Consider the following 22,748-nt stretch of genomic DNA (forward strand, 5'->3'; position numbering starts at 1 on the left):
TGCCGAAACGGTTGGATGATGTGCCGAAATGCGCAAATGCAAAAATCCGTGGTTTCAGACGACCCTTTGCAGGTCGTCTGAAATCTTTAATTCCTTTCCCTGAGGCTTTGGAAATATCGAATATTTAGGAATTGCCGCAACCCAACACCCTCAAGATTTACGTCATAGCCCGTTCCTGCATCGGCGTGCGGGAATGGCGAAAATTAGGGATTTTGCCGTCAAATCCATGATAGAGATACGGAGCAAACGAATGATTACCCTGCCTTCCTTAAACAATCTGCCGTCAAAATGGGATGAAATCCGCCATTGGCTCGAAACCCAAGTTTTTGAGTGTGAAGTCATGCCGTATCCCAATCTGACGGAACACGAAGCCAAACAGTTCGAGCAGGATTTTATCGACCGTATCGGCTGCGCGCCTGAAGAATATGTCCGTATCCGCCGTGCCATCCGTCTCTTGGAAGCGCGTTATCCTGATAGCTCGAACGAACTGACCGCCGCCGCCATTGTCACGCCTTTGGGTGAGATGCTGGCGGTGTTCGGTGGCAAAGGCTTGTGTTTGCTGGAGTTTGTCGGGCAGAAACATATGGAACAGGAAATTACCGCCGTCCAAAAAGCTTTGCGCGGACGATTTGTGTTTCGGGAGGATGAGCGAACGCAACTTTTGCGGCAGGAATTGGATTTGTATTTCCAATGCCGTCTGAAAACCTTTGCCACGCCTTTGGAGCAGATTGGCACTGAATTTCAAAAGCAGGCATGGGATGAGCTGCTGGCGATTCCCTACGGTGAAACGCGCAGCTACAAGGAGCAGGCGCAGCGTTTGGGCAATCCCAAAGCTGTCCGAGCCGTTGCCGCTGCAAACGGGCAGAACAAGGTGTCTATCTTGATTCCCTGCCACCGCGTTATCGGCAGCGACGGCAAACTGACCGGCTACGCAGGCGGCTTGAACCGCAAACGGTTTTTACTGGCTTTGGAACGCGGCGAAGTTCAGACGGCATTGTTTTGACGGGCGCGGAGGACAACGGGGCTTGAGGGGTTCAAGCCCCGTCCGCCTTTCAGACGGCATCGGAGGTTTTTTCCGCTCCGGTTTGGCTTTGTGCCTCCTGATACAGGTAAACGGTTGCCAACGGCGGTACGGTTACGGACAGGGAATTTGGTTTGCCGTGCGACCAAACTTCTTCCGTTTCCAACGTTGCGCCGGCAGAAACGCCGCTGCCTTTGTAATGCAGGCCGTCTGAATTGAGGATTTCGCGGTATCCGCCGGCAGAATTCACGCCGAAGCGGTAGCCTTCGCGTACCACAGGCGTGAAGTTGCTGATGACGATAACGCGGTTGCCTTCGCGGTCACGTCGCTCGAAGACGAAGACGGAGTTGTCGCCGTCGTCGGCAACCAGCCACTCGAAGCCTTCCGGCCATTGATCCAATTGGTAAAGCGGCGCGGTGTCTTTATAGACGCGGTTCAAATCGCGCACGAAGTCTTGCACGCCTTTGTGCCGGCCGCCTTCTTGTTCGAGTAAAAACCAATCCAGTCCTTCGTTGTAGTTCCACTCTCTGCCTTGCGCGAACTCGTTGCCCATAAACAAGAGTTTTTTGCCGGGGAAGCCGTACATAAAGCCGTAGTAGGCGCGCAGGTTGGCGAATTGCTGCCAGCAGTCGCCGGGCATCCGTCCGAGCAGCGAGAGTTTGCCATGCACGACTTCATCGTGTGAAAGCGGCAGGACGAAGTTTTCGCTGTACTGGTACATCATGCCGAAGGTCATTTTATTGTGGTGGTATTTGCGGTTGACGGGGTCTTCCATCATGTAGCGCAAGGTATCGTTCATCCAGCCCATATTCCATTTGAAGCTGAAGTTCAAACCTTCTTGACGGGTTACATTGGCAAATGAAGTAGACTCTTCGGCAATTTCGGTCGCAGCCGGAACTTCCTCTTTCAACATGGTGTTGGTATCGCGCAGGAAAGCGATGGCTTCGAGGTTTTCATGTCCGCCGTATTGGTTCGGAATCCACTCGCCGTCTTTGCGTGAGTAGTTGCGGTAAATCATTGAAGCCACCGCGTCAACGCGGATGCCGTCGAAGCCGAAGCGTTCTATCCAATACAGGGCGTTGCCTTGCAGGAAGTTTCTGACTTCGTTCCTGCCGAAGTTGTAAATCAGGGTGTTCCAGTCTTGGTGGAAACCTTCGCGGGGGTCGGCATGTTCGTACAATGCCGTGCCGTCGAATTTGGCAAGCCCGTGGTCGTCGGTTGGGAAATGGCCGACCACCCAGTCGAGGATGACGCCGATGCCTTCGTCGTGGGCGGCTTTAATCAGGGCGCGCAATTCTTCCGGCGAACCGAAACGGCTGGTCGGCGCATACAATCCGGTCGCCTGATAGCCCCACGAGCCGTCAAACGGGTATTCGGAGACGGGCAGAAATTCGATATGGGTAAAGCCCATGTCTTTGACGTAGGCGACCAGTTCTTTGGCGAGCTGTCCGTAAGTCAGCCAGAAGTTGTTTTCGGGATTGCGTTTCCACGAACCCAAATGCACTTCGTAAATGCTGATGGGTGCGTCAATGGCGTTGGCACGGGCGCGGAAGTCGGGGGCTTCGACTTTTTCCGGCAAACCGCGCACGACAGACGCGGTATTCGGACGCAACTCCGCACCGAAGGCATACGGGTCGGCTTTTTGCCGTACATTGCCGCCGGCATCGCGGATTTCAAATTTGTAGAGGGCATTGGGTTTGACTGCCGGAATAAAAATTTCCCAAATACCGTTGTCGCGGTGGAAACGCATGACGTGGCGGCGGCCGTCCCAGTTATTGAATTCGCCGATGACGGAAACGCGCTGCGCATTCGGCGCCCATACGGCAAAGCGTACGCCCTTCACACCGTCCAACTCGGCAAAATGCGCGCCCAAAGTTTCATAAGGGCGCAGGTGTCTGCCTTCCGCCAACAGCCAAGAATCCATTTCTTTCAATGCCGACGGGAAGCGGTAGGGGTCTTCTTCGCGCACGGGGTTGCCGTTTCCGCCGTAATAGACGTTCAGCGCGTAATCGGGAGCGTTTTCGGGCAATACGGCAACAAAGAATCCGCGCCCATCGATTTTTTCAGACGGCGCAATCAGTCCGCCGCTTTCACGGTCGACAATATCTACTGCCGAAGCGTCGGGAATCAAAACGCGCACGACTTCGCCGCCTTCGGGAAGGCGGTGCCGTCCCAAATAGGCGAATACGTCGCCGTGGGTCGCAAAAAACAGGCTGTCGACCGTGTCGCGTTCGGCTTGGTCGGGTTGGCGGTAGGAAAGGGTTGGGCAGTTCTTTTTCATACGGACTCCGTCAATCATGGCAAGTTGGGCGGTCATGGTTCGGCAATCTGCAAAGTCTTCCAGCGCGACGGGCATTTTGCGCGCCCAGTTGGGATAACCCTCGGCAACGCCCGGCACATTCAGGTTGTCGCCCACGCCCAGCAGGTTTTCCAGTTGCACCGCATACAGCCTGCTGCGGCTCATGGCGGCGTATTTGTGGATGGCGGACATCAGCCCTTCTGTCATTTCAGACGGCATTGTGCTGTCTTTGTCCGAACAGCCGCATTGTTTAAGCTTGTCGAACAGGTCTGCCTTGTCGTGTTCGCGCGCTTCCAATGCCGTCTGAAAAGTTTCCGCATCGGGAATCGTGCCCAGGCAGTACATGGTTTCCAAATCTTTGCCGTTCCAATAGCCCGCCAAAGGTGCAACATCGTGCGTGCTGACGACCGTAATCGCCTGTTCGGGATATTCATCGGGCAATTCAAAACCGTGCCTGCCTTTGCTGAAATACACGACCTTATAAGAAAACACCTGATAACGGTTCAGCAAATCACGCACCCGGTCGGGCACCGTCCCCAAATCCTCGCCGATGACGATGCAGCGGTTGCGCCGGCTTTCCAAAGCCAAAATGGCAAACATCACGTCCGCGTCGTAATGCACATACGCGCCCAAGTCCGCCGTCCCGCCCGCAACCCACCACAGGCGGTACAAAGCCATCACATGATCGATACGCAAGATGCCGTAAAGCCGCATATTTTCACGCAACAGCCGGGCGAACTTCTCATAACCCGTGTGCTTCAGCATTATCGGATTGAGCGGCGGCAAATCCCAGTTTTGCCCCGTCGGGCACAAAGGATCGGGCGGTGCGCCGACAGACATATCCATACAATAATCTTGGCGGTTTAACCAAGTGTCCGCGCCGCCGCGCGCCACGCCGACCGCCAAATCGCCGTAAATCCCCAACTTGATGCCGAGTCTGACCGCCGTTTCCTGCACTTTGTACCATTGTTCCGTGCAAAGCCATTGCAGCCACATATAAAAACGGATGTCGTGTCCGTGGTTGGCGGCAAAGTTTTTGACGGCTTCTCCGTCGGTGTCGCGAAACTCGGCAGACCAAGATTGCCAGCCTATGCCGCCGCAGCCGCCGTAATATTGGTCGAGGGCTTCAAACAGCCCGAATCCCGACAGTGCCGCTCCTTTTTCTTCCGCAAATGCGGCAAAAGCCGCACGTTCCTTTTGGGCGGCTTCGCACGGTTCGGTTTCAAATGCTTGGAATGCTGCCTGAAGAGCTTCGCGTTTGAACGCCCAAACCGCCGTGTAGGTTACGGTATCGGTAATCCGCAGCGCGGCAATGCGCCGCTGCATTTTTTCTTGGGCAAAACGGTTTTTCAGGGTTTCGCTGTAGGAAAACGCCCCGACTTTTTCCACATCGAGATAAATCGGATTGAGCCATTCGCGCGAAGACGGGCTGTACGGGCTGGCAAAGGCGGGCTTGGCACTGAAAAGCGCGTGCAGCGGATTGATGCCGACGAAATCCAGCTTTTTCTCTGCCGCATAAGCCATCAGGTTCTGCAAATCGGTAAAGTCGCCTATGCCCCAGTTGCGGTGCGAACGCAGGCTGTACAGATGCACCGTCAGCCCGTTCATTCTTGCGCTGCAGTTTGGTTCGGGCGGCCGGTAAACCGATTGCGGCGCGACAATCAGACGGATTTTTCCGGCAGCGCACGAAAGGGTGTAGTAGCCGCAGGAAAGATCGGGCAGTGCGAGTCGGAGCGTGCCGTGGTCGTCGCGGTCGAGGGGTAAAACCCGATGTGTGCCGTTTTCATCTTCCAAAACGGTTTCCGTTTCGTCCGACCATGCGGACGGCAGGGTCAGATTTTCGCATCCGTGTTCGCGGGCTGCCAGCGTGTCGAGATAAATGCCGTCTGAAACACCGTCTTTCTGCAAGGTGTCGGCTATCGTTTCCCATACCTCTGGCGGCGTGGCGCGATATACGCCGCCGATGTCGTGAAACCCCAAGCTGATGCCCAAAGCAGAAGCGCGTTGTTCCAGTTCGATACTCATCCTGTTTTCCTGTCTGTTGTCCGTAATCTCAAGGCGTAATCTTAATATAAATACGGAATGATGACGGCTGTAATTGCGTGTAACGGCGGTTTCTTCCATATTGTTTGACTTGAACCAATATGCCGTCTGAAGCCGGTTTTCCCGTTCAGACGGCATATTTGGCTAAATATCTTTTCCATTCATATATTTGTAGTTTTGTTACCCGTTTGGACAAAATTAAGGATTGACACATTTTTTGCGGACGCTATAATACGCCCCATTCCCCGATAGCTCAGTCGGTAGAGCGACGGACTGTTAATCCGCAGGTCCCTGGTTCGAGCCCAGGTCGGGGAGCCAGAATTTTGAAGCCCGAACTTGAATGTTCGGGCTTTTTCATATTTGCACGTCCGGCGTTCGGAATGCGGCGAGATAGGTTTTCCAACGGTTTCGCGGTAAAATTCCGCCTGTCTGATTTCGGTTTCTTGTTATGTCCATCAAAATCCTGATTATTTCTCCCAGTTGGATAGGCGACTGCGTGATGACCCAGCCCTTGTTCCGCCGTTTGAAGGAACTTCACCCCGGTTGCACGATTGATGTGTTCGCGCCGAAGTGGTCGATGGCGGTGTTCGAGCGTATGCCGGAAGTGAATGAGATTCTTGAAAATCCGTTCGGACACGGTGCGTTGGAGTTGAAACGCCGTTGGCGGGTCGGTAGGAATTTGGGACGGCGCGGCTACGATCAGGTTATCGTGCTGCCCGGTTCTTTGAAATCGGCAATCATCGCGCTGGCAACGGGTATCGGAAAAAGAACGGGTTATGTCGGTGAAAGCCGTTATTTTCTGTTGAACGATATACGCAGGCTGGATAAGGAACGTCTGCCTTTGATGGTGGACAGATATACGGCTCTTGCGCATCAGAGTCAGGAAGATTTTGACGGGCATTCGGGATTCCCCGAGTTTTCCATTGATGAACGGCGGCGGGAAATTTCTGTCGAAACTTTCGGTTTGAATCTTGGAAAGCCTGTTCTGGCTTTTTGTCCGGGGGCGGAATTCGGGCCGGCAAAGCGTTGGCCGGCAAAGCATTTTGCCGAGTTGGGCAAACATTATTCGGCGGCGGGTTGGCAGGTTTGGTTGTTCGGTTCGCAAAAAGATGATGAAATCGCCGAGGAAATCAACCGCCTTTCAGACGGCATATGTGTGAATTTATGCGGAAAGACCGATTTGTCTCAGGCAATGGATTTGCTGTCGTTGGCGGACACGGTCGTGTGCAACGACAGCGGGCTGATGCACTTGGCGGCGGCATTGGGCAGGAAGGTGGTGGCGGTTTACGGTTCTTCCAGCCCGACGCATACGCCGCCTTTGAGCGACAGGGCAAAAATCGTCAGCCTGCACTTGGAATGTTCGCCCTGTTTCAAACGGGAATGTCCGTTGGGGCATACCGACTGCCTCAACAGGCTGTATCCCGAGAAGATTGTGCAGGCGGTTGAAGAGGCGGTATGATGGGTTCTGTTTTCGGGTTTATGCCGTCTGACGGCGGATATTGATAGGATGTTTATGGCTATTGCGAACAATAAAAAAGCATTTCACGATTTTTTCATTGAAGACCGGATTGAAGCCGGTTTGGTATTGGAAGGCTGGGAAGTTAAAGCAATCCGCGCCGCGCGCGTACAGCTTAAAGAGAGTTATATTTATTGGAAAAAAGATGCGTTTTATCTGGTCGGTTGCCATATTACCGCGTTGCCCACAGCCTCGACACACATCAAACCGGATGCCGTACGCCCGCGCAAGCTCTTGTTGAAACAGTCGGAAATCAATAAGTTAATCGGAAAAACCGAACGCGCCGGCTACACCATCGTGCCGCTGGATTTGCATTTTTTGCGCGGAAAAATCAAGATGGAAATCGGTTTGGCAAAAGGTAAGAAACAGCACGACAAACGCCAGAGTATGAAAGAGGCGGATTGGAAACGCGAGAAACAGCGGTTGATTAAGCATACACGCTGATGGGGATGCGGTTTCAGACGGCATTTGAACAATGGTGTTGAAATACGAAACGGAAAAACAGGGCGGTTGCCCTGTTTTCTATTTGCGTAAAAGATGCGGATGACGGGAAGCGGAAAAACGGAAATGCCCGTCTTTGGCGAAATCGTAAACGTTGCTGATTGCCCTGATATGGTGGGGTGGTTCTTTTCCTTGTTTCAGACATTCGCGCGCTATTCTCCGTAATTTCTGGTTGGCAAGGCGTTTGTCCTGTTTTTCGCTGACTGCCGTGGTTATAGGGGAAAAGGGGTGTTTTCTGTAACTTTTACTCATGATGGTCTCCCAGGTTGAAATACCTAGGTTTCCTTGAGTGCGATTCCGTACTTTGTCTTCATTAAAGTTTCCGTGGTGTTTGAAATATATTTAGTAAATGCTGACCAGTACATTGCTATTTGAATGCCGGGCGGTTTTGTAAAAATTGCCGATTTTGTAAAAGTAGTCGGTAATTTCTTCTTTTATATCATCAATTTCATCTTCATAATCCCAAATGTCGGGGTAGATATGATGCTCTTTGCACACCTGCATACTGAAATGCTCCATTGCGCTTTTTATGTCGAAGCCTTCCAAAGCTGAGACGATTTCATGGATTTGGGCGGATTCGATATAAGCGGCGTATCCGTCGCCGTCCGAAATGGGTGCCGTTCCGACGATTGATTCGGATAACAGATTGCCCTTTAAGGGATTTTCTGCACTTATTCCGGTCAGTACAAAATGCAAAACATCCCACATTTTATCGATGTCGAGGCAGACGGCAGCCTCATCCTCCAAATCTTCCAGTTCTTCAAACAATTCTTGCCATTCGGTATCGGTGTTTTTAAGCAAAGCCAGTTTTTCATTATCGACCAGTTGATAGGTTGCTGTCATTCCCATGATATTTCCTATAATTTCATTTTGAATCAGTTATTTATGGAAGAAGTTTGCCCGGGTTCATGATGTTATATGGATCAAGGTGTTGTTTGATGCTTTTCATCAGGGCGATTTCGGCAGGGGTGCGTACTTTGTCCAGCCACTGTTTTTTGATGATACCTATGCCGTGTTCTGCGGCAACTGTACCATTGCAGGCAAGAACGTTGCAATAGACTGTGCTGTTAATGTCGTTTTCGTAACGATAGACTTCATTGCTGAGGATTTCGGGCAGGAAAGTATTGTAGTGCAGGCTGCCGTCGCCCAGATGTCCGAAGCAGACGATTTGTATGCCTTTGAAATTCTGTTCCAAATCTTTGGCGCACCGGCGGACAAAGTCGGCAACGCGCCCGATGGGGACGGCAATATCGTGTTTGATGCTGGTGCCCAGTTTGCGTTGTGAAGCGGAGATGTTTTCGCGCAATGCCCACATATGGCCACGTTCTTGTTCGCTTTGTGCCAATACGCTGTCGGTAAAACCCTTTTCATATAGGAGTTCGGCAAGTTGTCCGTCAAGGTTGCCGTTTGGCAGAGAGTCGGTCAATTCAAGCAGGATGTGCCATTCTGAATGTGTCGGCAGGGGGAGTTTGCTGAATTCGGAAGACAATTCGGCGGCAAAACGGCCGATCAGTTCAAAACTGCATAGGCGTTCGGCAAAGTGCGCTTGGGTTTCGGTCAGCAGGCGGACGGCGGATTCGATGTCGGGAATGCCGACCCAGGCGGTCGCCTTGTCTAAGGGGTTGGCAAACAGCTTGAGCGTGGCTGCGGTGATAATGCCCAATGTACCTTCGCTACCGATAAACAAATGGCGCAGGTCGTAGCCGGTGGTGTTTTTATGCAGGGGATGGAGATGGGAAACCAGTTCGCCGTTGGGGAGGACGACTTCCAAACCGATAACCAGGTCGCGCATCGTGCCGTAACGCAATACGTTCAAACCTCCGGCATTGCAGGCGATGTTGCCGCCGATTTGGCACGAGCCTTCGCTGGCGAGACTGAGTGGAAACAGCCTGTTTGAGGCTTCGGCTGCCTGTTGGACGGTTTGGAGTACGGAACCTGCTTCGACGGTTATGCAGTTGTCTGACAAATTGATGCTGCGGATGCGGTTGAGTTTGGCAAGATTCAGCAATACGCCGTTTTTCGATACTGCCGCGCCGCACAAACCGGTATTGCCGCCTTGTGGCGTAACCGGAATACGGTGTTTGTGGCAGAAACGCATAATGGTTTGAACGCTTTCAACGCTGCGCGGCTGCAAAATGATGTCTGGTGCAGACGTAAAGCGGTTGCGCCGGTCTTCTAAAAGCGTCGGAGAAGGTTCGGCAATTTCATCTGCCGGCAGGAGTCGGGAAAATTCGGTATGCAGGTCAAGCATGTTTGTCGGAAGGGTGGGGAGGATATTGAGGAAGGGAATCTGATGCCGTCTGAAAAGTCAAAAAAGCAGGATACTGAACGTATCCTGCTTTTTTGCAAGCGGAAAATGCTTATTTTGCAGCTTCGGAAGCAGGAGCTTCAGCGGCAGGAGCTTCGGCAGCAGGAGCTTCGGCAGCAGGAGCTTCAGCGGCAGGAGTTTCGGTAGCGGAAGCTTCAGCAGCAGGAGTTTCGGTAGCGGAAGCTTCAGCAGCAGGAGCTTCAGTAGCGGGAGCTTCGGCGGCAGGTGCTTCGGCAGCAGGTGCTTCAGCGGCTTTTTCTCCGCCGCAGGCGGCCAGGGCCAAAGACAACAAAGCAGCGGCAAACAGGGATGTTTTCATTTTAGTAACCTTTAAAATCAATTTAAATTGTTGAAACAAATAGGTCTTTGTCGACCATACTACAAACTGGGTTGGAAATTCATTGCTGAATTTTGCGTAATTATGCACCACGAAATAGGGGATTGCAACGGTGTGCAAATGGGAAAGCAGGTTTGAATGAAAAGTTTTTCCGCCGGGCGGATTGATAAATCCTGTAAAACGGTTTTGCTGTTAAAAATTCGATAGGGATGAATATTATAGAGATTAATATAATTCAGTATCTTGTATGATTTATTAAGGCAGATTGGGGAAGTCGGCAGACAGGTTGGAATGGTTTTTAAGAATGTTGTAAAAAAGTTACACCACAATAAAATAACAAAAATTTACATTGAAATATGTGCTGTACAGTTTATGAACAGGTTAACGGTAATCGGCCGGCGCGGCGGTTGTGTTAGAATGCGCCTGTAATCAATCTGCTGTTCCTGAAAGGACAAATATGGCTATCGTGAAGAATTCCGTGGTTTCGCTGCATTATGAGATGTATGATGCCAACAATCAGCTTTTGGACAAAACCGAAGAACCGATTGCGTATCTGCACGGCGGTTACGACGGCATTTTCCCTTTGGTGGAAGAGGCGTTGCACGGTAAGGATGCCGGCGATACGGTCGATGTGGCGCTGTCGCCCGACGATGCGTTCGGCGAGCAGGATCCGGAGTTGGTCCGTATTGAAGATGCGGGTGTGTTCCCTGTTGAAGTCGAAGTCGGCATGATGTTTGAAGCCGACGATCCTGAAACCGGCGATGTTGTCGTCTATCGTGTAACCGATGTTGCCGACGGCAAGGCGGTGGTGGACGGCAACCATCCTTTGGCAGGCATGAAAATCCGCTTTAAGGCTACGGTTGAAAGCGTGCGCGATGCATCCGATGAGGAAATCGCACACGGTCATGTCCACGGTCCGCACGGTCATCACCACCACTGATTGCCGGCAGCTTGGAGGTATCTGATGCCGTCTGAAAAGGGTTTGTTCCGTTTCAGACGGCATTTTGTTTGATGGATGGAGAAGGTATGTCGGTTGGGCATTATGAGAATTTTCCCGTCGGTTCGCTGATTTTGCCGCGCAGGTTGAGGAAGCCGGTTCATGCGGTGTACGCGTTTGCACGTACGGCGGACGATATGGCGGACGAGGGCAGTATGCCGTCTGAAGCCAGGTTGGCGAAGTTGGAGGGTTTGCGGCGCGAGTTGGACGTGTTGGCATCGGGCGGCCGGTCGGCGCATCCTTTGATTGCACGATTGGATGCCGAGGCGGTTGTGCCGTTCGGTTTGGATTTGCAGCCGTTTTATGATCTGCTTTCGGCGTTTTCGCAGGACGTGGTCAAAACGCGGTACGCGCATTTCGGCGAGCTGGCCGATTATTGCCGGCGTTCCGCCAACCCTGTCGGACGCATTATGCTGGCTTTGTACGGGAAAACGGATGCGGTGTGCGTGGCGCAAAGCGACGGCATTTGTACGGCTTTGCAACTGGTGAATTTTTGGCAGGATGTGGCTGTGGATTGGCAAAAGGGCAGGGTTTATATTCCGCAGGACGATTTGTTGAAATTCGGTGTTTCCGAGGAACAGATTGCGGCAGGACGGGCGGATGCGGCGTTTCAGCGGCTGATGGCGTATGAGTGCCGGCGCGCGTTCCGTATGCTGAAGGCGGGTTCGCCTTTGGCGCGCGAATTGAAAGGGCGTATCGGTTTGGAACTCCGTATGATTGTGTTGGGGGCGCAGTTGATTTTGCAGAAACTGGACGCGTGCGGCTACGATGTGTTTGCACAACGTCCGGTTTTGGATAAGAAGGATTGGCTGATTATGCTGAAACGCGCGTTGTGGAAATAATTTGGGGAAAATGAATGCCGTCTGAAAGGGCTTGTTCCGCTTCAGACGGCATTTTGCAGGCGGTTGGTATGGTCATGCGATTTCATGCGGGTTCAACCTGGCTTGATCCTCTACACCCAAGCCGATGAGTTTGCGCAGTCGGGTCATGTAGAAATTGACATCCAAACCGGTGCCGTAGCGTTGCGCCGTCCACAGTGTTTCCGCCAGTGCCTCCATCATTTCGTGTTCGGCTTCCAGCCAGCCGCGTTTGGCGCACAGTGCCTGATGGATTGCGCGTATGCCGTGCGGCTGGTCTATGCCCGCCTGTTCTTGGACGGACAGATGCAGCGACATATGCAGGAAGGGGTTGCTTTCGCCGTTTTCCGGCAGCCAGTCGGTGTCCAGATGGTCTTCGATATGTTCGAGATAGCGGTGGTATTCGGGATGGGCTTCGACAATGCGGAGGGCTTTCTGTTCCAACGCGCCCAATTGCAGCGGATTGAGCCGCTGCTGCCACACGCGGGCGAAAAAGCGGCGGACATCGTGGGTATTGACATCGTACATGGCGGGTTCGATAAGATGTTTATGTAAATAGGTTCGGACAATGGCGGGTTTTACATAAATTAAATCCCGCCGTCAACTTTACCTTTTATAATGTGGACAAATTATTTGTCTGAAACGGATTCGATTATGAAAAAACTGATTTGCCTGTTCGCCGTATTTTTGATGTTGTGCGGACGGGCTTTCGCGCTGGATGCGAACGATCTGCTGCCGCCGGAAAAGGCATTCGTTCCGGAGCTTACCGTTGCCGACGACGGTGTGAATGTCCGTTTCAGGATTGCCGACGGATACTATATGTATCAGGCGAAAATCGTCGGCAAAACCGATCCGGCGGATTTGTTGGGACAGCCTTCTTTCAGCAAGGGTGAAGAGAAGGAAGACGAGTTTTTTGGCAGGCAGACGGTTTACCATCACGAAGCGCAGGTTGCCTTTCCTTATGCAAAGGCTGTCGGCGAACCGTATAAATTGGTTTTGACCTATCAGGGCTGTGCCGAAGCCGGCGTGTGCTATCCGCCCGTGGATACCGAGTTTGATATTTCCGGCAACGGCACTTACCATCCGCAAACCGATGAGCCGGTATCCGCCAAAGACCGTTTTTTGCAGCCTTCCTCCACAAACGGCAGCGGGGCGTTGCCGCCCCCAAAGGGGGATGAGGGCGGCGACAGCCGTTTCAAGCTGTCTTGGGATACGCTCAACGCCAACCTGTTGGCGTTTTTTCTCGCCGGTTTGGGTCTGAGTTTTACCGCCTGTATGTATCCCTTGTTGCCGATTGTGTCCAGCATTGTGGTCGGTGACAAAAAGGCAGGCAAGGCGCGGGCGTTTGTGCTGTCCGTCGTTTATGTTCAGGGTTTGGCTCTGACTTATACGCTGGTCGGCATTGTTGCCGGGCTGACGGGCGCGCTGCTGACCGTATGGTTGCAGCAGGCTTGGGTGGTGTTGGCGGCATCGGTTTTGATGGTCGTCTTGGCACTGTCTATGTTCGGGCTGTTCAACATCCAGCTTCCCAACGCTGTGCAGTCGTATTTCCAAAACCAGAGCAGCAAACTTTCAGGCGGTAAAATCGTTTCCGTCTTTATTATGGGCATATTGTCCGCGCTGATTGTCGGGCCGTGCGTCGCCCCGCCGCTGGCATTTGCCTTGGGCTATATCGGTCAGACGGGCGATGCGGTTTTGGGCGGTTTGGCACTTTACACTTTGGCGTTGGGCACCGGCGTGCCGCTGATTGCCATCGGCACGTTCGGCGGACATATCCTGCCTAAGGCTGGCGATTGGATGAATGCCGTCAAATACGCATTCGGCTTCATCCTGCTAGCCGTCGCCGTTTACCTCGCCACTCCGCATTTGCCCTATTATCTCGTCGTCGCGCTGTACACGTTGCTGATGCTGGTTCCCGCCTTTATGCTGCTGGTCAACGGACGCAGGCAGAAACGCCGTCCGAAAGCTGTGGCATTCGCATTGGGCGGTATATTGCTGATAGGCGGCGCGTGGTTCGGCTGGCAGGGCGCAAAAGGCAAAACGACCGCGCTGCACCATTTCCTGACCCTCAATCCCCCGGCCGAAGCAGGCAAATATTCGGAACACGGCAAAATGTTTGCCGATACTGCCGCGCTGAAGGCAGCGATGGATACGGCGTTGAAAGAACATCCCGACAAACCCGTCGTTTTGGATTTTTATGCCGACTGGTGCATATCCTGCAAAGAAATGGCGGCATACACGCTCAATCAGCCGGAAGTGCATCAGGCAGTCGATATGGAACGCTTTTTCCAAATCGACGTAACCGCCAACACGCCCGAACATCAGGCGTTGTTGAAAGAATACGGTCTGTTCGGGCCGCCGGGCGTGTTTGTCGTCCGCGCCGACGGCAGCCGCAGCGAGCCGCTGCTGGGTTTTGTCAAAGCAGAAAAGTTTATCGAGTGGTATGAACAGAACCGCTGATTCCGATGTTTCAAATGCCGTCTGAAGTTCTCAGACGGCATTTTTGTCAGAAAGGAAAACGGCAATATCCGCTATACACACGGAAGCAGTCCAAAGATGTGAAAACCGTGTGTATAAGTTAGTTTGCGTATTGAAATTAAAAGATAAAAATACGATGACTAAAAAATAGGCATAAGAAAAGATAAACACAGCCGTTGTTTGCCGCTGTGTGTATCTTTTGTGGAAAAACATCTTAATGCCATGTGTTTTATGGAAAATAATAACATGATTAAAAAATAGTCAATTATCAAGGTTCAGGTAGGCGGCTGCAACCGTCAATGTCTGAAAAGAGGCAGTGCTGTTTAAGCATGGAAAGTCGGATAAAAAAACTGCCTCCGTTTCCGGAGGCAGTTCGTGTGCGGATAAAACCTTACAGACCGCTCAAACGGGCAGTGTCGTGGGCAATCATCAGCTCTTCGTTGGTCGGAATGACCACGGCAACGGCTTTGCTGTCGGCAGTGGTAATCACGCCGGCGTTGCCGAAGCGGGCTTTCAGGTTGGCTTCTTGGTCGATGTTCAGACCGAGGAAGCCCAAGTAGCCGATTACGCGTTCGCGGATGATGTCGGAGTTTTCGCCAATACCGCCGGTAAAGACCAGTGCGTCCAAGCCGCCTGCGGCAACCGCCATACTGCCGATGTATTTGGCAAGGCGGTAGATAAACATATCCAAGGCCAATTTCGCGCCTTTATGCCCCTTGGCGGCTTCTTCTTCAATGGTGCGGCAGTCGTTGGACAGACCGGAAATGCCGAGCAGGCCGGATTTTTTGTTCAGCATTTCGGTGATTTGGGCGATGGTCATATTGGCGTTTTCGGCGAGGAAGCCGAATACGGCAGGATCGATGTCGCCGCTGCGCGTACCCATTACGAGGCCTTCCAGCGGGGTCAGGCCCATACTGGTGTCGCGTGATTCGCCGTTGGCGACGGCGGTAATGGATGCGCCGTTACCCAGGTGGGCGATGATCATGCGCAGGTCTTTTTTGTCTTTGCCGAGGAAGCGTGCAGTTTCGTCGGCAACAAAGCGGTAGCTGGTACCGTGCGCGCCGTAGCGGCGCAGGCCGTATTTTTCATAGTATTCTTGCGGAATGGCGTATTTGTAGGCGTGTTCCGGTATGGTTTGGTGGAAGGCAGTGTCGAAAACGACGACGTTGGGCAGGCCTTTGAAAATGCTTTGTGCGGCACGCAGACCCAAGAGGTGGGCGGGGTTGTGCAGAGGGGCGAGCGGGATGCATTTTTCGATGCCGGCAATGACTTCGTCGTCAACGAGGATGGATTCGCTGTACAGTTCGCCGCCGCTGACGACGCGGTGGCCGATGGCGCCGATGCGGCTGTCGAGGCCGTGGACTTTGAGTTCTTCCATCAGGGCTTCGACTGCGCCGGTGTGGTCGGGCTTGGCAGACAGGTCGACTTTGTGTTTTTCGCCGTTTACTTTGAATGTGATGTACGCGTCGGGCAGGTTGAGTTTTTCGGCAAGGCAGCTGAGCAGGACTTCGCCACTATTGTTATCTAAGACTGCACCTTTGAGGGACGAGCTGCCGCAGTTCAAAACCAAGATTAATTTTTGGGACATTTTCTAACTCCGGAAAGTTTCAGACGGCATGGGGGTTGGACCCAGATACTAACCAAGTCCCGTGCCGAATCCGTTTTGTTTTCCTTGACGGGAAAGTAGTGGGGCCGGCTGAAACGGTTGATGAATAAAAACGCGCTATTTTATCAAAAAACAGTTGCGGCTGCTTGGCTTAATCGGGCGTTTGCGTGAAAATGGCGGAAGTTGGGTATTTTGATGGGGAAGGGAAAATATGCGGTATGTCGGTATTTTTCAAGGTTGCGGAGAGGATTCTTTGCGTTTTTCCCGTTCAAGCTGGTACATTCGCCCTGTTTTTAGTTGATGCCGTCTGAAAAAGGCGGGTGGGGAATTTATGCATTATTTCAGTATTCATGACCAATCGGGACAGCATATAGGCTTCTTTGTCTTGCTTGCCGACGATGAATCGGAGGTGCGGTCGCAGAGCGGACGTTTTGCCGTTAAATTGGAAGATGGGGCGGGCAACCATGTCCTTTCGCCGTTTGCCCAGACGGAAGTTCCCCAGTATTGGCGCGTGGTCAAAGACCGTATCGAGCTGTTTTTTGACGAAGCGGCTGTAGGGACTTTACGCAATGAGTATTTGAACGTGTCGGGGCAGACTTTTATTCTGACCGACCTGACCGGAGCGGTGTGATGGAAAGTATGTTTATTCTGGTGCCTATCAGCATTATTTTGGCATTTGTTATCGGCTGGTTTTTTTGGTGGTCGGGTAAAAACGGACAGTTTGACGACTTGGAAGGGCCTGCGCACCGCATTCTGATGGATGATGATTCAACAAGTAAACTGGTTGAAAGAAAAGAGGAAAAAGATGAGTGCTAAGGGAGGGGGGCTGTCTTTGTTCCGCAGCCGCCGTTTCGCCCCGCTTTTCGGCACGCAGTTTCTCGGTGCGTTCAACGACAATGTGTTTAAAACCGCGCTGTTTGTGATGATCAGCTTTTACGGTTTGGGAAAAAACGGCGTTCTGCCTGCAGGACAGATGTTGAATTTGGGTGCATTGCTGTTTATCCTGCCGTATTTCCTGTTTTCTGCACTGTCGGGACAGTTGAGCAATAAATTCGACAAGGCTGTTTTGGCACGTTGGGTCAAGGTGCTGGAAATCATCATTATGGCGGTGGCGGCATACGGGTTTTATATCCGGTCTGCCCCGCTGCTCTTGGTCTGTCTGTTTTGCATGGGCGCGCAATCGACGCTGTTCGGCCCGCTGAAATACGCCATCCTGCCCGATTATCTCGACGGCAACGAGCTGATGATGGGCAACAGCCTGATTGAATCCGGTACGTTTATCGCCATCCTGTTCGGTCAGATACTGGGGACTGCGGTGGCAGGTGTGCCGCCTTATATTGTCGGGATACTGGTTTTGCTGGTCGCCGTCGGAGGCACGACCGGCAGCCTGTTTATGCCGTCTGTACCCGCCAAGGCTGCCGATACCCAAATCGAGTGGAATATTGCCCGTGGCACAAAATCCCTGCTGCGTGAAACGGTGCGGCACAAGCCCGTTTTTACCGCCATTATCGGTATTTCGTGGTTTTGGTTTGTCGGCGCGGTTTATACCACGCAACTGCCGACCTTTACCCAAATCCATTTGGGCGGCAACGACAATGTTTTTAACCTGATGCTTGCTTTGTTTTCCATCGGTATTGCCGCCGGTTCGGTACTGTGTGCCAAGTTCAGCAGAGAACGGCTGATGTTGGCTTGGGTAACGGTTGGTGCGTTTGGTTTGACGGTTTGCGGTCTGGTTTTGGTGTGGCTGACGCACGGTCATCGTTTTGAAGGGCTGAACGGCATTTTCTGGTTCCTGTCGCAAGGATGGGCATACCCCGTCATGCTGGTGATGATGCTGATCGGCTTTTTCGGCGGCTTCTTCTCCGTCCCGCTCTATACTTGGCTGCAAACCGCCAGCAGTGAAACTTTCCGTGCCCACGCTGTTGCCGCCAACAATATCATTAACGGTATCTTTATGGTTTCCGCCGCCGTTTTGAGCGCGGTGCTGCTGTTTTTGTTTGACAGCATTTCACTGCTGTATCTGATTGTCGCCTTGGGAAATATTCCGCTGTTGGCGTATTTGGTGAAACGTGAGAAGCGGTTTTTGGGAGTTGTGCCGATTGGGGAAAAACGTTGAATGCCGTCTGAAAAAATTGTCCCCAAAATACACAATCCGCCTGTCCAATGTTGTGAACACGCTGTGAATAAGTGGGTTTGTGCATTGAAATGAAAACAGAAAAATACGCTGCCTAAAAAATAGTCAGTAGATGGAAAATTTGAAGAAAGAAGCAGACATGATTCAACGCCAAATCATCCTCGATACCGAAACCACCGGTCTTTATGCAGACGGCGGCGACCGCTTGGTCGAGTTTGCCGGTCTGGAAATGGTCAACCGCCAAATGACCGACAAAAACCTGCACCTCTATGTCCATCCCGAGCGCGATATGCCCGAAGAGGCGGCACGCGTCCACGGCTTGACGATACAGGTTTTGGAAGGGAAAAACGCGCCGCCGTTTGCAGAGGTTGGAAGGCAGATTGCCGATTTTCTGCGCGGTGCGGAACTGATTATCCACAATGCCAAATTCGACGTGGGCTTCCTCAATATGGAGTTCCGCCGGATGGGGCTGCCGACCGTCGAGGAACTCGGCTGCACCGTTACCGATACCCTGGCGATGGCGCGCGAAATGTTCCCCGGGCAGAAAGCCAGCCTGGATGCCCTGTGCAACCGTTTTTCCGTCGACCGCAGCAAGCGCGTCTTGCACGGCGCACTGATTGACTGCGAGCTTTTGGGCGAGGTCTATCTTGCTATGACGCGGCGGCAGTTCGACCTAATGGGTGCGGCCGCAGAGGAAAAAATGGAAACCAAACCCGTGGCGTATACCGAAACCAAACGCAGCGGCAAACTGAAAGTCATCAGGGCGGACGAAAACGAGTTGGCGGAACACGGGCAATATTTGGACGGCTTGGGCGAAGCCTGTATTTGGCGCAAGGAAGCCGTGCCGTCTGAAAACGGCGGGGAAAATGCATGAAGCGCAAAAATATCGCGCTGATTCCCGCCGCCGGCATCGGGGCGCGTTTCGGTGCGGACAAACCCAAGCAATATGTCGAAATCGGAAGCAAAACCGTTTTAGAACATACACTTGGGATTTTTGAACGGCATGAGGCCGTCGATTTGACCGTCGTTGTCGTCTCGCCCGAAGACACGTTTGCCGATAAGGTTCAGACGGCATTTCCACAGGTTCGGGTGTGGAAAAACGGCGGACAGACCCGCGCCGAAACTGTCCGCAACGGTGTGGCAAAACTGTTGGAAACCGGTTTGGCGGCGGAAACCGACAATATTCTGGTACACGATGCCGCGCGCTGCTGCCTGCCGTCTGAAGCCCTGACGCGGTTGATAGAACAGGCGGGCAACGCCGCCGAAGGCGGGATTTTGGCAATTCCCGTTGCCGATACGCTCAAACGCGCAGACGGTGGGAACATTAGTGCAACCGTCGAGCGGATGAGCCTTTGGCAGGCACAAACGCCGCAGCTTTTTCAAGCGGGTCTGCTGTACCGCGCATTGGCTGCGGAAAACTTGGACGGCATTACCGATGAAGCGTCCGCCGTGGAAAAATTGGGCATCCGCCCTTTGCTGGTGCAGGGCGACGTGCGCAATTTGAAATTGACGCAGCCGCAGGACGCATACATCGTCAGGCTGCTGCTCAATGCCGTCTGAACTTCAATTCAAAACATCAGGAACACAAACGATGACGAACATCCGTATCGGACAGGGCTACGATGTCCACCAACTGACCGAAGGCAGAAAGCTGATACTCGGCGGAGTTGAAATCCCATTTGAAAAAGGGCTGCTCGGACATTCCGATGCCGATGCGCTGCTGCACGCCGTTACCGACGCGCTGCTCGGCGCGGCAGGTTTGGGCGACATCGGCAGCCATTTCCCCGACACCGCCGCAGAGTTCAAAGATGCGGACAGCCGCGCCCTTTTGCGTGCGGCGTATCAAAGCGTTCAGGCGCAGGGTTGGCAGGCGGCCAATGTCGATACGACCGTGATTGCACAGAAACCCAAACTCGCGCCGCACATTCCGCAAATGCGTGCCAACATCGCCGCCGATTTGGGCATCGATATTTCGTGCGTCAACATCAAAGGCAAAACCAACGAAAAACTCGGCTATCTCGGGCGGATGGAAGGCATAGAGGCGCAGGCGGCGGTATTGCTGGTACAGATTTGAACGCGGCGGGCAGGACGTGCAAAAAAATGTTAAGATGGCGGCTGTTTGTTGATACGGTTTCCCAAAGGACAAAAATATGACGACACAAGACGAACTCAAGCGCATCGCCGCCGAAAAAGCAGTCGAATTCGTACCCGAAAACGAATACATCGGTATCGGTACCGGCTCGACCATCAACTTTTTCATCGAAGCCTTGGGCAAAAGCGGCAAAAAAATCAAAGGCGCAGTATCTACTTCCAAAAAATCCAGCGAACTGCTTGCCCAGTACGACATTCCCGTCGTTTCCCTGAACGAAGTATCGGGGTTGGCGGTCTATATCGACGGTGCGGACGAAGTCAACCACGCCCTGCAAATGATTAAGGGCGGCGGCGGCGCGCACCTCAACGAGAAAATCGTCGCCAGTGCATCCGAAAAATTTGTCTGCATTGCGGATGAAAGCAAATATGTTTCACGTTTGGGCAAATTCCCTCTGCCAGTGGAAGTCGTCGAAAGCGCGCGTTCCCTTGTTTCGCGCAAACTGCTCGCCATGGGCGGGCAGCCCGAACTGCGTATCGGCTACACCACGTTTTACGGCAACCAGATCGTCGATGTCCACGGCTTGAATATCGACAAACCGCTGACGATGGAAGACGAAATCAACAAAATCACCGGCGTGCTCGAAAACGGCATATTCGCCCGCGATGCCGCCGACGTGTTGGTTTTAGGTACGGAAGAGGGCGCGAAAGTCATCTATCCCTGCCAAGGGTAATCCTGACGTTAAGATGCCGTCTGAAATCCGGTTCCGATATGTTCAGACGGCATCGGCATTTGAAAAATATGCAGATTAAAAAAATCATGAAATGGCTTCCCGTCGCCCTGTCGCTTTTGGGCGCGTTGGGTTATACGGGATACGACAGCGAGCTTGTCCGTACCGGTATTGCCGTACTGAATGAATTGGGTGTAGAGGAGGGTGCGGGTAGGTATGAAACACCCGTTCGCCGACGGGTATCGGCGAAATCCGGGCGCAGCTACACAGGCACGGTGTCCAAAGTCTATGACGGCGACACCCTGCACGTCATCGACGGCGACGGCGCGAAACACAAAATCCGTATGGCGTATATCGACGCGCCGGAGATGAAGCAGGCTTACGGCACGCGTTCGCGCGACAACCTGCGCGCGGCGGCGGAAGGCAGGAAAGTCAGCGTGCGCGTGTTCGATACCGACCGCTATCAGCGCGAAGTGGCGCAGGTTTCTGTCGGCAAAACCGATTTGAACCTGATGCAGGTGCAGGATGGGGCGGCGTGGCATTATAAAAGTTATGCTAAAGAACAGCAGGATAAGGCGGATTTTGCCGACTATGCCGACGCTCAAATTCAGGCGGAAAGGGAACGCAAAGGATTGTGGAAAGCTAAAAATCCGCAAGCGCCGTGGGCGTACCGCCGTGCAGGCAGGAGCGGCGGGGGCAATAAGGATTGGACGGATGCCATGGGCGAATGGTTGGGCATTTGGTAAAGACACCGCACGGCTTTGAACGGCAAATGCCGTCTGAAAACCGCGCGTCCGGCATTTTTGCGGAAACGCGCAACCGCCGTCTGCCGCGATAAAAAAGTTCAGGCGGCGGTTTTTACGGTAAAATGGCGGATTATTTTGAAACGGCGGCAGTTTCGCCGGTTTTTGATACGGACACTATATGGATTTTCGTTTTGACATTATTTACGAATACCGCTGGATGTTCCTTTATGGCGCACTGACGACACTGGGGCTGACGGTCGTGGCGACCTCGGGCGGTTCGGTATTGGGGTTGCTTTTGGCATTGGCGCGCCTGATTCACTTGGAAAAAGCCGGTGTGCCGATGCGCGTGCTGGCGTGGGCGTTGCGTAAGGTTTCGCTGCTGTACGTTACGCTGTTCCGAGGTACGCCGCTGTTTGTTCAAATTGTGATTTGGGCGTATGTGTGGTTTCCGTTTTTTGTCCACCCTTCAGACGGCATTTTGGTCAGCGGGGAAGCGGCAGTCGAGCTGCGTCGCGGATACGGGCCGCTGATTGCCGGTTCGCTTGCTTTGGTTGCCAACTCGGGGGCGTATATCTGTGAGATTTTCCGCGCGGGCATCCAGTCTATAGACAAAGGGCAGATGGAGGCGGCGCGTTCTTTGGGTATGACTTATCCGCAGGCGATGCGCTATGTGATTCTGCCGCAGGCATTGCGCCGTATGCTGCCGCCTTTGGCAAGCGAATTTATCACATTGCTAAAAGACAGCTCGCTGCTGTCGGTGATTGCCGTGGCGGAGTTGGCCTATGTTCAGAATACGATTACGGGTCGGTACTCGGTTTATGAAGAACCGCTTTATACCGTCGCCCTGATTTATCTTCTGATGACGACTTTCTTAGGCTGGATATTCCTGCGTTTGGAAAAACGTTACAATCCGCAACACCGCTGATTGGAGTCATATCAACAAAAAGTCGCCTCGGTATTCATTTGAGGCGGCTTTTTTGTAGCAAATTTACATTCAAAGAGAAAACGCCCTATGCCGTCTGAAAGTCTTTCAGACGGCATCTGTCAGCCTCACGCAAGAGGGAATCCCATCTGTTTGGTTTCAAT

The 22,748-nt window shown here is 52.8% G+C and carries 23 protein-coding genes and 1 tRNA gene; 17 read left to right on the plus strand and 7 right to left on the minus strand.

What is annotated here, in order from left to right; all coding sequences use genetic code 11:
- Nucleotides 1-193 precede the first annotated feature (193 nt).
- Entirely contained in the window at nucleotides 194-1,003 is an 810-nt protein-coding gene (locus Q9J79_RS03730) for a methylated-DNA--[protein]-cysteine S-methyltransferase (RefSeq protein ID WP_301911925.1), read from the plus strand.
- A gap of 49 nt (nucleotides 1,004-1,052) precedes the next feature.
- On the opposite strand, the gene glgB is transcribed toward Q9J79_RS03730, so the two are convergent.
- Nucleotides 1,053-5,345, minus strand: a complete 4,293-nt coding sequence (gene glgB / locus Q9J79_RS03735) for a 1,4-alpha-glucan branching protein GlgB (RefSeq protein WP_301912002.1) — start codon at nucleotides 5,343-5,345, stop codon at nucleotides 1,053-1,055.
- A gap of 260 nt (nucleotides 5,346-5,605) precedes the next feature.
- On the opposite strand from glgB, the gene Q9J79_RS03740 reads away from it, so the two are divergent.
- The 3 genes from Q9J79_RS03740 (at nucleotide 5,606) to smpB (ending at nucleotide 7,323) form a co-directional block, all read left to right on the plus strand.
- Nucleotides 5,606-5,681 (plus strand) — tRNA-Asn (locus tag Q9J79_RS03740).
- A gap of 130 nt (nucleotides 5,682-5,811) precedes the next feature.
- A complete protein-coding gene (gene waaF / locus Q9J79_RS03745; RefSeq protein ID WP_301911924.1) occupies nucleotides 5,812-6,822 on the plus strand; it encodes a lipopolysaccharide heptosyltransferase II in 1,011 nt (336 codons plus the stop codon).
- A 54-nt stretch (nucleotides 6,823-6,876) separates the two neighbouring features.
- The gene (gene smpB, locus Q9J79_RS03750; RefSeq protein ID WP_013448717.1) at nucleotides 6,877-7,323 is read left to right on the plus strand and encodes an SsrA-binding protein SmpB; all 447 of its coding nucleotides are present in this window, start codon (nucleotides 6,877-6,879) and stop codon (nucleotides 7,321-7,323) included.
- A 78-nt stretch (nucleotides 7,324-7,401) separates the two neighbouring features.
- Here smpB and Q9J79_RS03755 read toward each other — a convergent pair whose 3' ends face one another.
- The 4 genes from Q9J79_RS03755 to Q9J79_RS03770 all read right to left on the minus strand — a co-directional run bounded on the left by Q9J79_RS03755 (nucleotide 7,402) and on the right by Q9J79_RS03770 (nucleotide 10,007).
- Nucleotides 7,402-7,632, minus strand: coding sequence for a hypothetical protein (locus Q9J79_RS03755; protein WP_250314195.1), 231 nt, complete (start codon nucleotides 7,630-7,632; stop codon nucleotides 7,402-7,404).
- A gap of 90 nt (nucleotides 7,633-7,722) precedes the next feature.
- A complete protein-coding gene (locus tag Q9J79_RS03760) occupies nucleotides 7,723-8,229 on the minus strand; it encodes a YfbM family protein (protein ID WP_301911923.1) in 507 nt (168 codons plus the stop codon).
- A 34-nt stretch (nucleotides 8,230-8,263) separates the two neighbouring features.
- A complete protein-coding gene (locus Q9J79_RS03765) occupies nucleotides 8,264-9,631 on the minus strand; it encodes an FAD-binding oxidoreductase (RefSeq protein WP_301911922.1) in 1,368 nt (455 codons plus the stop codon).
- Nucleotides 9,632-9,740: 109 nt separating this feature from the next.
- Nucleotides 9,741-10,007, minus strand: coding sequence for a hypothetical protein (locus Q9J79_RS03770; protein WP_301911921.1), 267 nt, complete (start codon nucleotides 10,005-10,007; stop codon nucleotides 9,741-9,743).
- A gap of 475 nt (nucleotides 10,008-10,482) precedes the next feature.
- On the opposite strand from Q9J79_RS03770, the gene Q9J79_RS03775 reads away from it, so the two are divergent.
- Both Q9J79_RS03775 and hpnC read left to right on the plus strand, forming a co-directional pair.
- Nucleotides 10,483-10,965: an FKBP-type peptidyl-prolyl cis-trans isomerase gene (locus Q9J79_RS03775; RefSeq protein ID WP_002212871.1), complete on the plus strand. Its 483-nt coding sequence runs from the start codon at nucleotides 10,483-10,485 to the stop codon at nucleotides 10,963-10,965.
- A gap of 86 nt (nucleotides 10,966-11,051) precedes the next feature.
- The gene (gene hpnC / locus Q9J79_RS03780; RefSeq protein ID WP_301911920.1) at nucleotides 11,052-11,864 is read left to right on the plus strand and encodes a squalene synthase HpnC; all 813 of its coding nucleotides are present in this window, start codon (nucleotides 11,052-11,054) and stop codon (nucleotides 11,862-11,864) included.
- A gap of 72 nt (nucleotides 11,865-11,936) precedes the next feature.
- On the opposite strand, the gene Q9J79_RS03785 is transcribed toward hpnC, so the two are convergent.
- Nucleotides 11,937-12,407: a DUF1841 family protein gene (locus Q9J79_RS03785; protein ID WP_301911919.1), complete on the minus strand. Its 471-nt coding sequence runs from the start codon at nucleotides 12,405-12,407 to the stop codon at nucleotides 11,937-11,939.
- Nucleotides 12,408-12,497: 90 nt separating this feature from the next.
- Here Q9J79_RS03785 and Q9J79_RS03790 point away from each other — a divergent pair, with 90 nt between their 5' ends.
- Complete coding sequence (locus Q9J79_RS03790) at nucleotides 12,498-14,339, plus strand: protein-disulfide reductase DsbD (protein WP_301911918.1); 1,842 nt, start codon at nucleotides 12,498-12,500, stop codon at nucleotides 14,337-14,339.
- Between the two features lie 409 nt (nucleotides 14,340-14,748).
- Here the strand turns inward: Q9J79_RS03790 and Q9J79_RS03795 are convergent, their stop codons facing one another.
- Complete coding sequence (locus tag Q9J79_RS03795; RefSeq protein ID WP_301911917.1) at nucleotides 14,749-15,945, minus strand: acetate kinase; 1,197 nt, start codon at nucleotides 15,943-15,945, stop codon at nucleotides 14,749-14,751.
- Between the two features lie 349 nt (nucleotides 15,946-16,294).
- Here Q9J79_RS03795 and Q9J79_RS03800 point away from each other — a divergent pair, with 349 nt between their 5' ends.
- The 10 genes from Q9J79_RS03800 (at nucleotide 16,295) to Q9J79_RS03845 (ending at nucleotide 22,587) form a co-directional block, all read left to right on the plus strand.
- Nucleotides 16,295-16,594, plus strand: coding sequence for an HLGFF motif protein (locus Q9J79_RS03800; RefSeq protein WP_301911916.1), 300 nt, complete (start codon nucleotides 16,295-16,297; stop codon nucleotides 16,592-16,594).
- Nucleotides 16,594-16,779, plus strand: coding sequence for a cbb3-type cytochrome oxidase assembly protein CcoS (gene ccoS, locus Q9J79_RS03805; protein ID WP_107996599.1), 186 nt, complete (start codon nucleotides 16,594-16,596; stop codon nucleotides 16,777-16,779). The genes Q9J79_RS03800 and ccoS overlap by 1 nt, the downstream gene beginning before the upstream one ends.
- A complete protein-coding gene (locus Q9J79_RS03810; protein ID WP_301911915.1) occupies nucleotides 16,769-18,079 on the plus strand; it encodes an MFS transporter in 1,311 nt (436 codons plus the stop codon). The genes ccoS and Q9J79_RS03810 overlap by 11 nt, the downstream gene beginning before the upstream one ends.
- A gap of 157 nt (nucleotides 18,080-18,236) precedes the next feature.
- Nucleotides 18,237-18,971, plus strand: coding sequence for a DNA polymerase III subunit epsilon (gene dnaQ, locus Q9J79_RS03815; protein ID WP_301911914.1), 735 nt, complete (start codon nucleotides 18,237-18,239; stop codon nucleotides 18,969-18,971).
- Nucleotides 18,968-19,657, plus strand: coding sequence for a 2-C-methyl-D-erythritol 4-phosphate cytidylyltransferase (gene ispD / locus Q9J79_RS03820; protein ID WP_301911913.1), 690 nt, complete (start codon nucleotides 18,968-18,970; stop codon nucleotides 19,655-19,657). Before dnaQ ends, ispD begins: the two co-directional genes overlap by 4 nt.
- Before the next feature lie 31 nt (nucleotides 19,658-19,688).
- Nucleotides 19,689-20,171 (plus strand): 2-C-methyl-D-erythritol 2,4-cyclodiphosphate synthase, encoded by a 483-nt coding sequence (ispF, locus tag Q9J79_RS03825; RefSeq protein WP_301912001.1) that lies wholly within the window; start codon nucleotides 19,689-19,691, stop codon nucleotides 20,169-20,171.
- 76 nt (nucleotides 20,172-20,247) lie between these two features.
- The gene (rpiA, locus tag Q9J79_RS03830; protein WP_301911912.1) at nucleotides 20,248-20,919 is read left to right on the plus strand and encodes a ribose-5-phosphate isomerase RpiA; all 672 of its coding nucleotides are present in this window, start codon (nucleotides 20,248-20,250) and stop codon (nucleotides 20,917-20,919) included.
- A gap of 68 nt (nucleotides 20,920-20,987) precedes the next feature.
- Nucleotides 20,988-21,662 carry a thermonuclease family protein gene (locus tag Q9J79_RS03835; RefSeq protein ID WP_301911911.1) on the plus strand — a complete coding sequence of 225 codons (675 nt, stop codon included), beginning with the start codon at nucleotides 20,988-20,990 and terminating at the stop codon, nucleotides 21,660-21,662.
- Between the two features lie 15 nt (nucleotides 21,663-21,677).
- On the plus strand, nucleotides 21,678-21,857 hold the full coding sequence (locus Q9J79_RS03840; RefSeq protein ID WP_013448733.1) for a hypothetical protein: 180 nt from the start codon (nucleotides 21,678-21,680) through the stop codon (nucleotides 21,855-21,857).
- Entirely contained in the window at nucleotides 21,841-22,587 is a 747-nt protein-coding gene (locus tag Q9J79_RS03845; RefSeq protein ID WP_003708737.1) for an amino acid ABC transporter permease, read from the plus strand. The genes Q9J79_RS03840 and Q9J79_RS03845 overlap by 17 nt, the downstream gene beginning before the upstream one ends.
- Nucleotides 22,588-22,748: the final 161 nt, after the last annotated feature.

The organism is Neisseria viridiae, from assembly GCF_962747995.1.
In the GTDB taxonomy this organism is placed as follows: Bacteria; Pseudomonadota; Gammaproteobacteria; order Burkholderiales; family Neisseriaceae; genus Neisseria; species Neisseria viridiae.

Excerpts from the sequence above, each read along its gene's own strand:
- hpnC (WP_301911920.1), top strand. The coding sequence starts at position 11,052 with ATGTCGGTTGGGCATTATGAGAATTTTCCCGTCGGTTCGCTGATTTTG.
- Q9J79_RS03755 (WP_250314195.1), bottom strand. The coding sequence starts at position 7,632 with ATGAGTAAAAGTTACAGAAAACACCCCTTTTCCCCTATAACCACGGCA.
- Q9J79_RS03785 (WP_301911919.1), bottom strand. The coding sequence starts at position 12,407 with ATGTACGATGTCAATACCCACGATGTCCGCCGCTTTTTCGCCCGCGTG.
- Q9J79_RS03770 (WP_301911921.1), bottom strand. The coding sequence starts at position 10,007 with ATGAAAACATCCCTGTTTGCCGCTGCTTTGTTGTCTTTGGCCCTGGCC.
- Q9J79_RS03795 (WP_301911917.1), bottom strand. The coding sequence starts at position 15,945 with ATGTCCCAAAAATTAATCTTGGTTTTGAACTGCGGCAGCTCGTCCCTC.
- rpiA (WP_301911912.1), top strand. The coding sequence starts at position 20,248 with ATGACGACACAAGACGAACTCAAGCGCATCGCCGCCGAAAAAGCAGTC.
- smpB (WP_013448717.1), top strand. The coding sequence starts at position 6,877 with ATGGCTATTGCGAACAATAAAAAAGCATTTCACGATTTTTTCATTGAA.
- dnaQ (WP_301911914.1), top strand. The coding sequence starts at position 18,237 with ATGATTCAACGCCAAATCATCCTCGATACCGAAACCACCGGTCTTTAT.
- Q9J79_RS03790 (WP_301911918.1), top strand. The coding sequence starts at position 12,498 with ATGTGGACAAATTATTTGTCTGAAACGGATTCGATTATGAAAAAACTG.
- Q9J79_RS03810 (WP_301911915.1), top strand. The coding sequence starts at position 16,769 with ATGAGTGCTAAGGGAGGGGGGCTGTCTTTGTTCCGCAGCCGCCGTTTC.
- ispD (WP_301911913.1), top strand. The coding sequence starts at position 18,968 with ATGAAGCGCAAAAATATCGCGCTGATTCCCGCCGCCGGCATCGGGGCG.
- Q9J79_RS03800 (WP_301911916.1), top strand. The coding sequence starts at position 16,295 with ATGCATTATTTCAGTATTCATGACCAATCGGGACAGCATATAGGCTTC.
- Q9J79_RS03845 (WP_003708737.1), top strand. The coding sequence starts at position 21,841 with ATGGATTTTCGTTTTGACATTATTTACGAATACCGCTGGATGTTCCTT.
- ispF (WP_301912001.1), top strand. The coding sequence starts at position 19,689 with ATGACGAACATCCGTATCGGACAGGGCTACGATGTCCACCAACTGACC.
- Q9J79_RS03760 (WP_301911923.1), bottom strand. The coding sequence starts at position 8,229 with ATGGGAATGACAGCAACCTATCAACTGGTCGATAATGAAAAACTGGCT.
- Q9J79_RS03730 (WP_301911925.1), top strand. The coding sequence starts at position 194 with ATGGCGAAAATTAGGGATTTTGCCGTCAAATCCATGATAGAGATACGG.
- Q9J79_RS03775 (WP_002212871.1), top strand. The coding sequence starts at position 10,483 with ATGGCTATCGTGAAGAATTCCGTGGTTTCGCTGCATTATGAGATGTAT.
- Q9J79_RS03835 (WP_301911911.1), top strand. The coding sequence starts at position 20,988 with ATGCAGATTAAAAAAATCATGAAATGGCTTCCCGTCGCCCTGTCGCTT.
- ccoS (WP_107996599.1), top strand. The coding sequence starts at position 16,594 with ATGGAAAGTATGTTTATTCTGGTGCCTATCAGCATTATTTTGGCATTT.
- waaF (WP_301911924.1), top strand. The coding sequence starts at position 5,812 with ATGTCCATCAAAATCCTGATTATTTCTCCCAGTTGGATAGGCGACTGC.
- glgB (WP_301912002.1), bottom strand. The coding sequence starts at position 5,345 with ATGAGTATCGAACTGGAACAACGCGCTTCTGCTTTGGGCATCAGCTTG.
- Q9J79_RS03765 (WP_301911922.1), bottom strand. The coding sequence starts at position 9,631 with ATGCTTGACCTGCATACCGAATTTTCCCGACTCCTGCCGGCAGATGAA.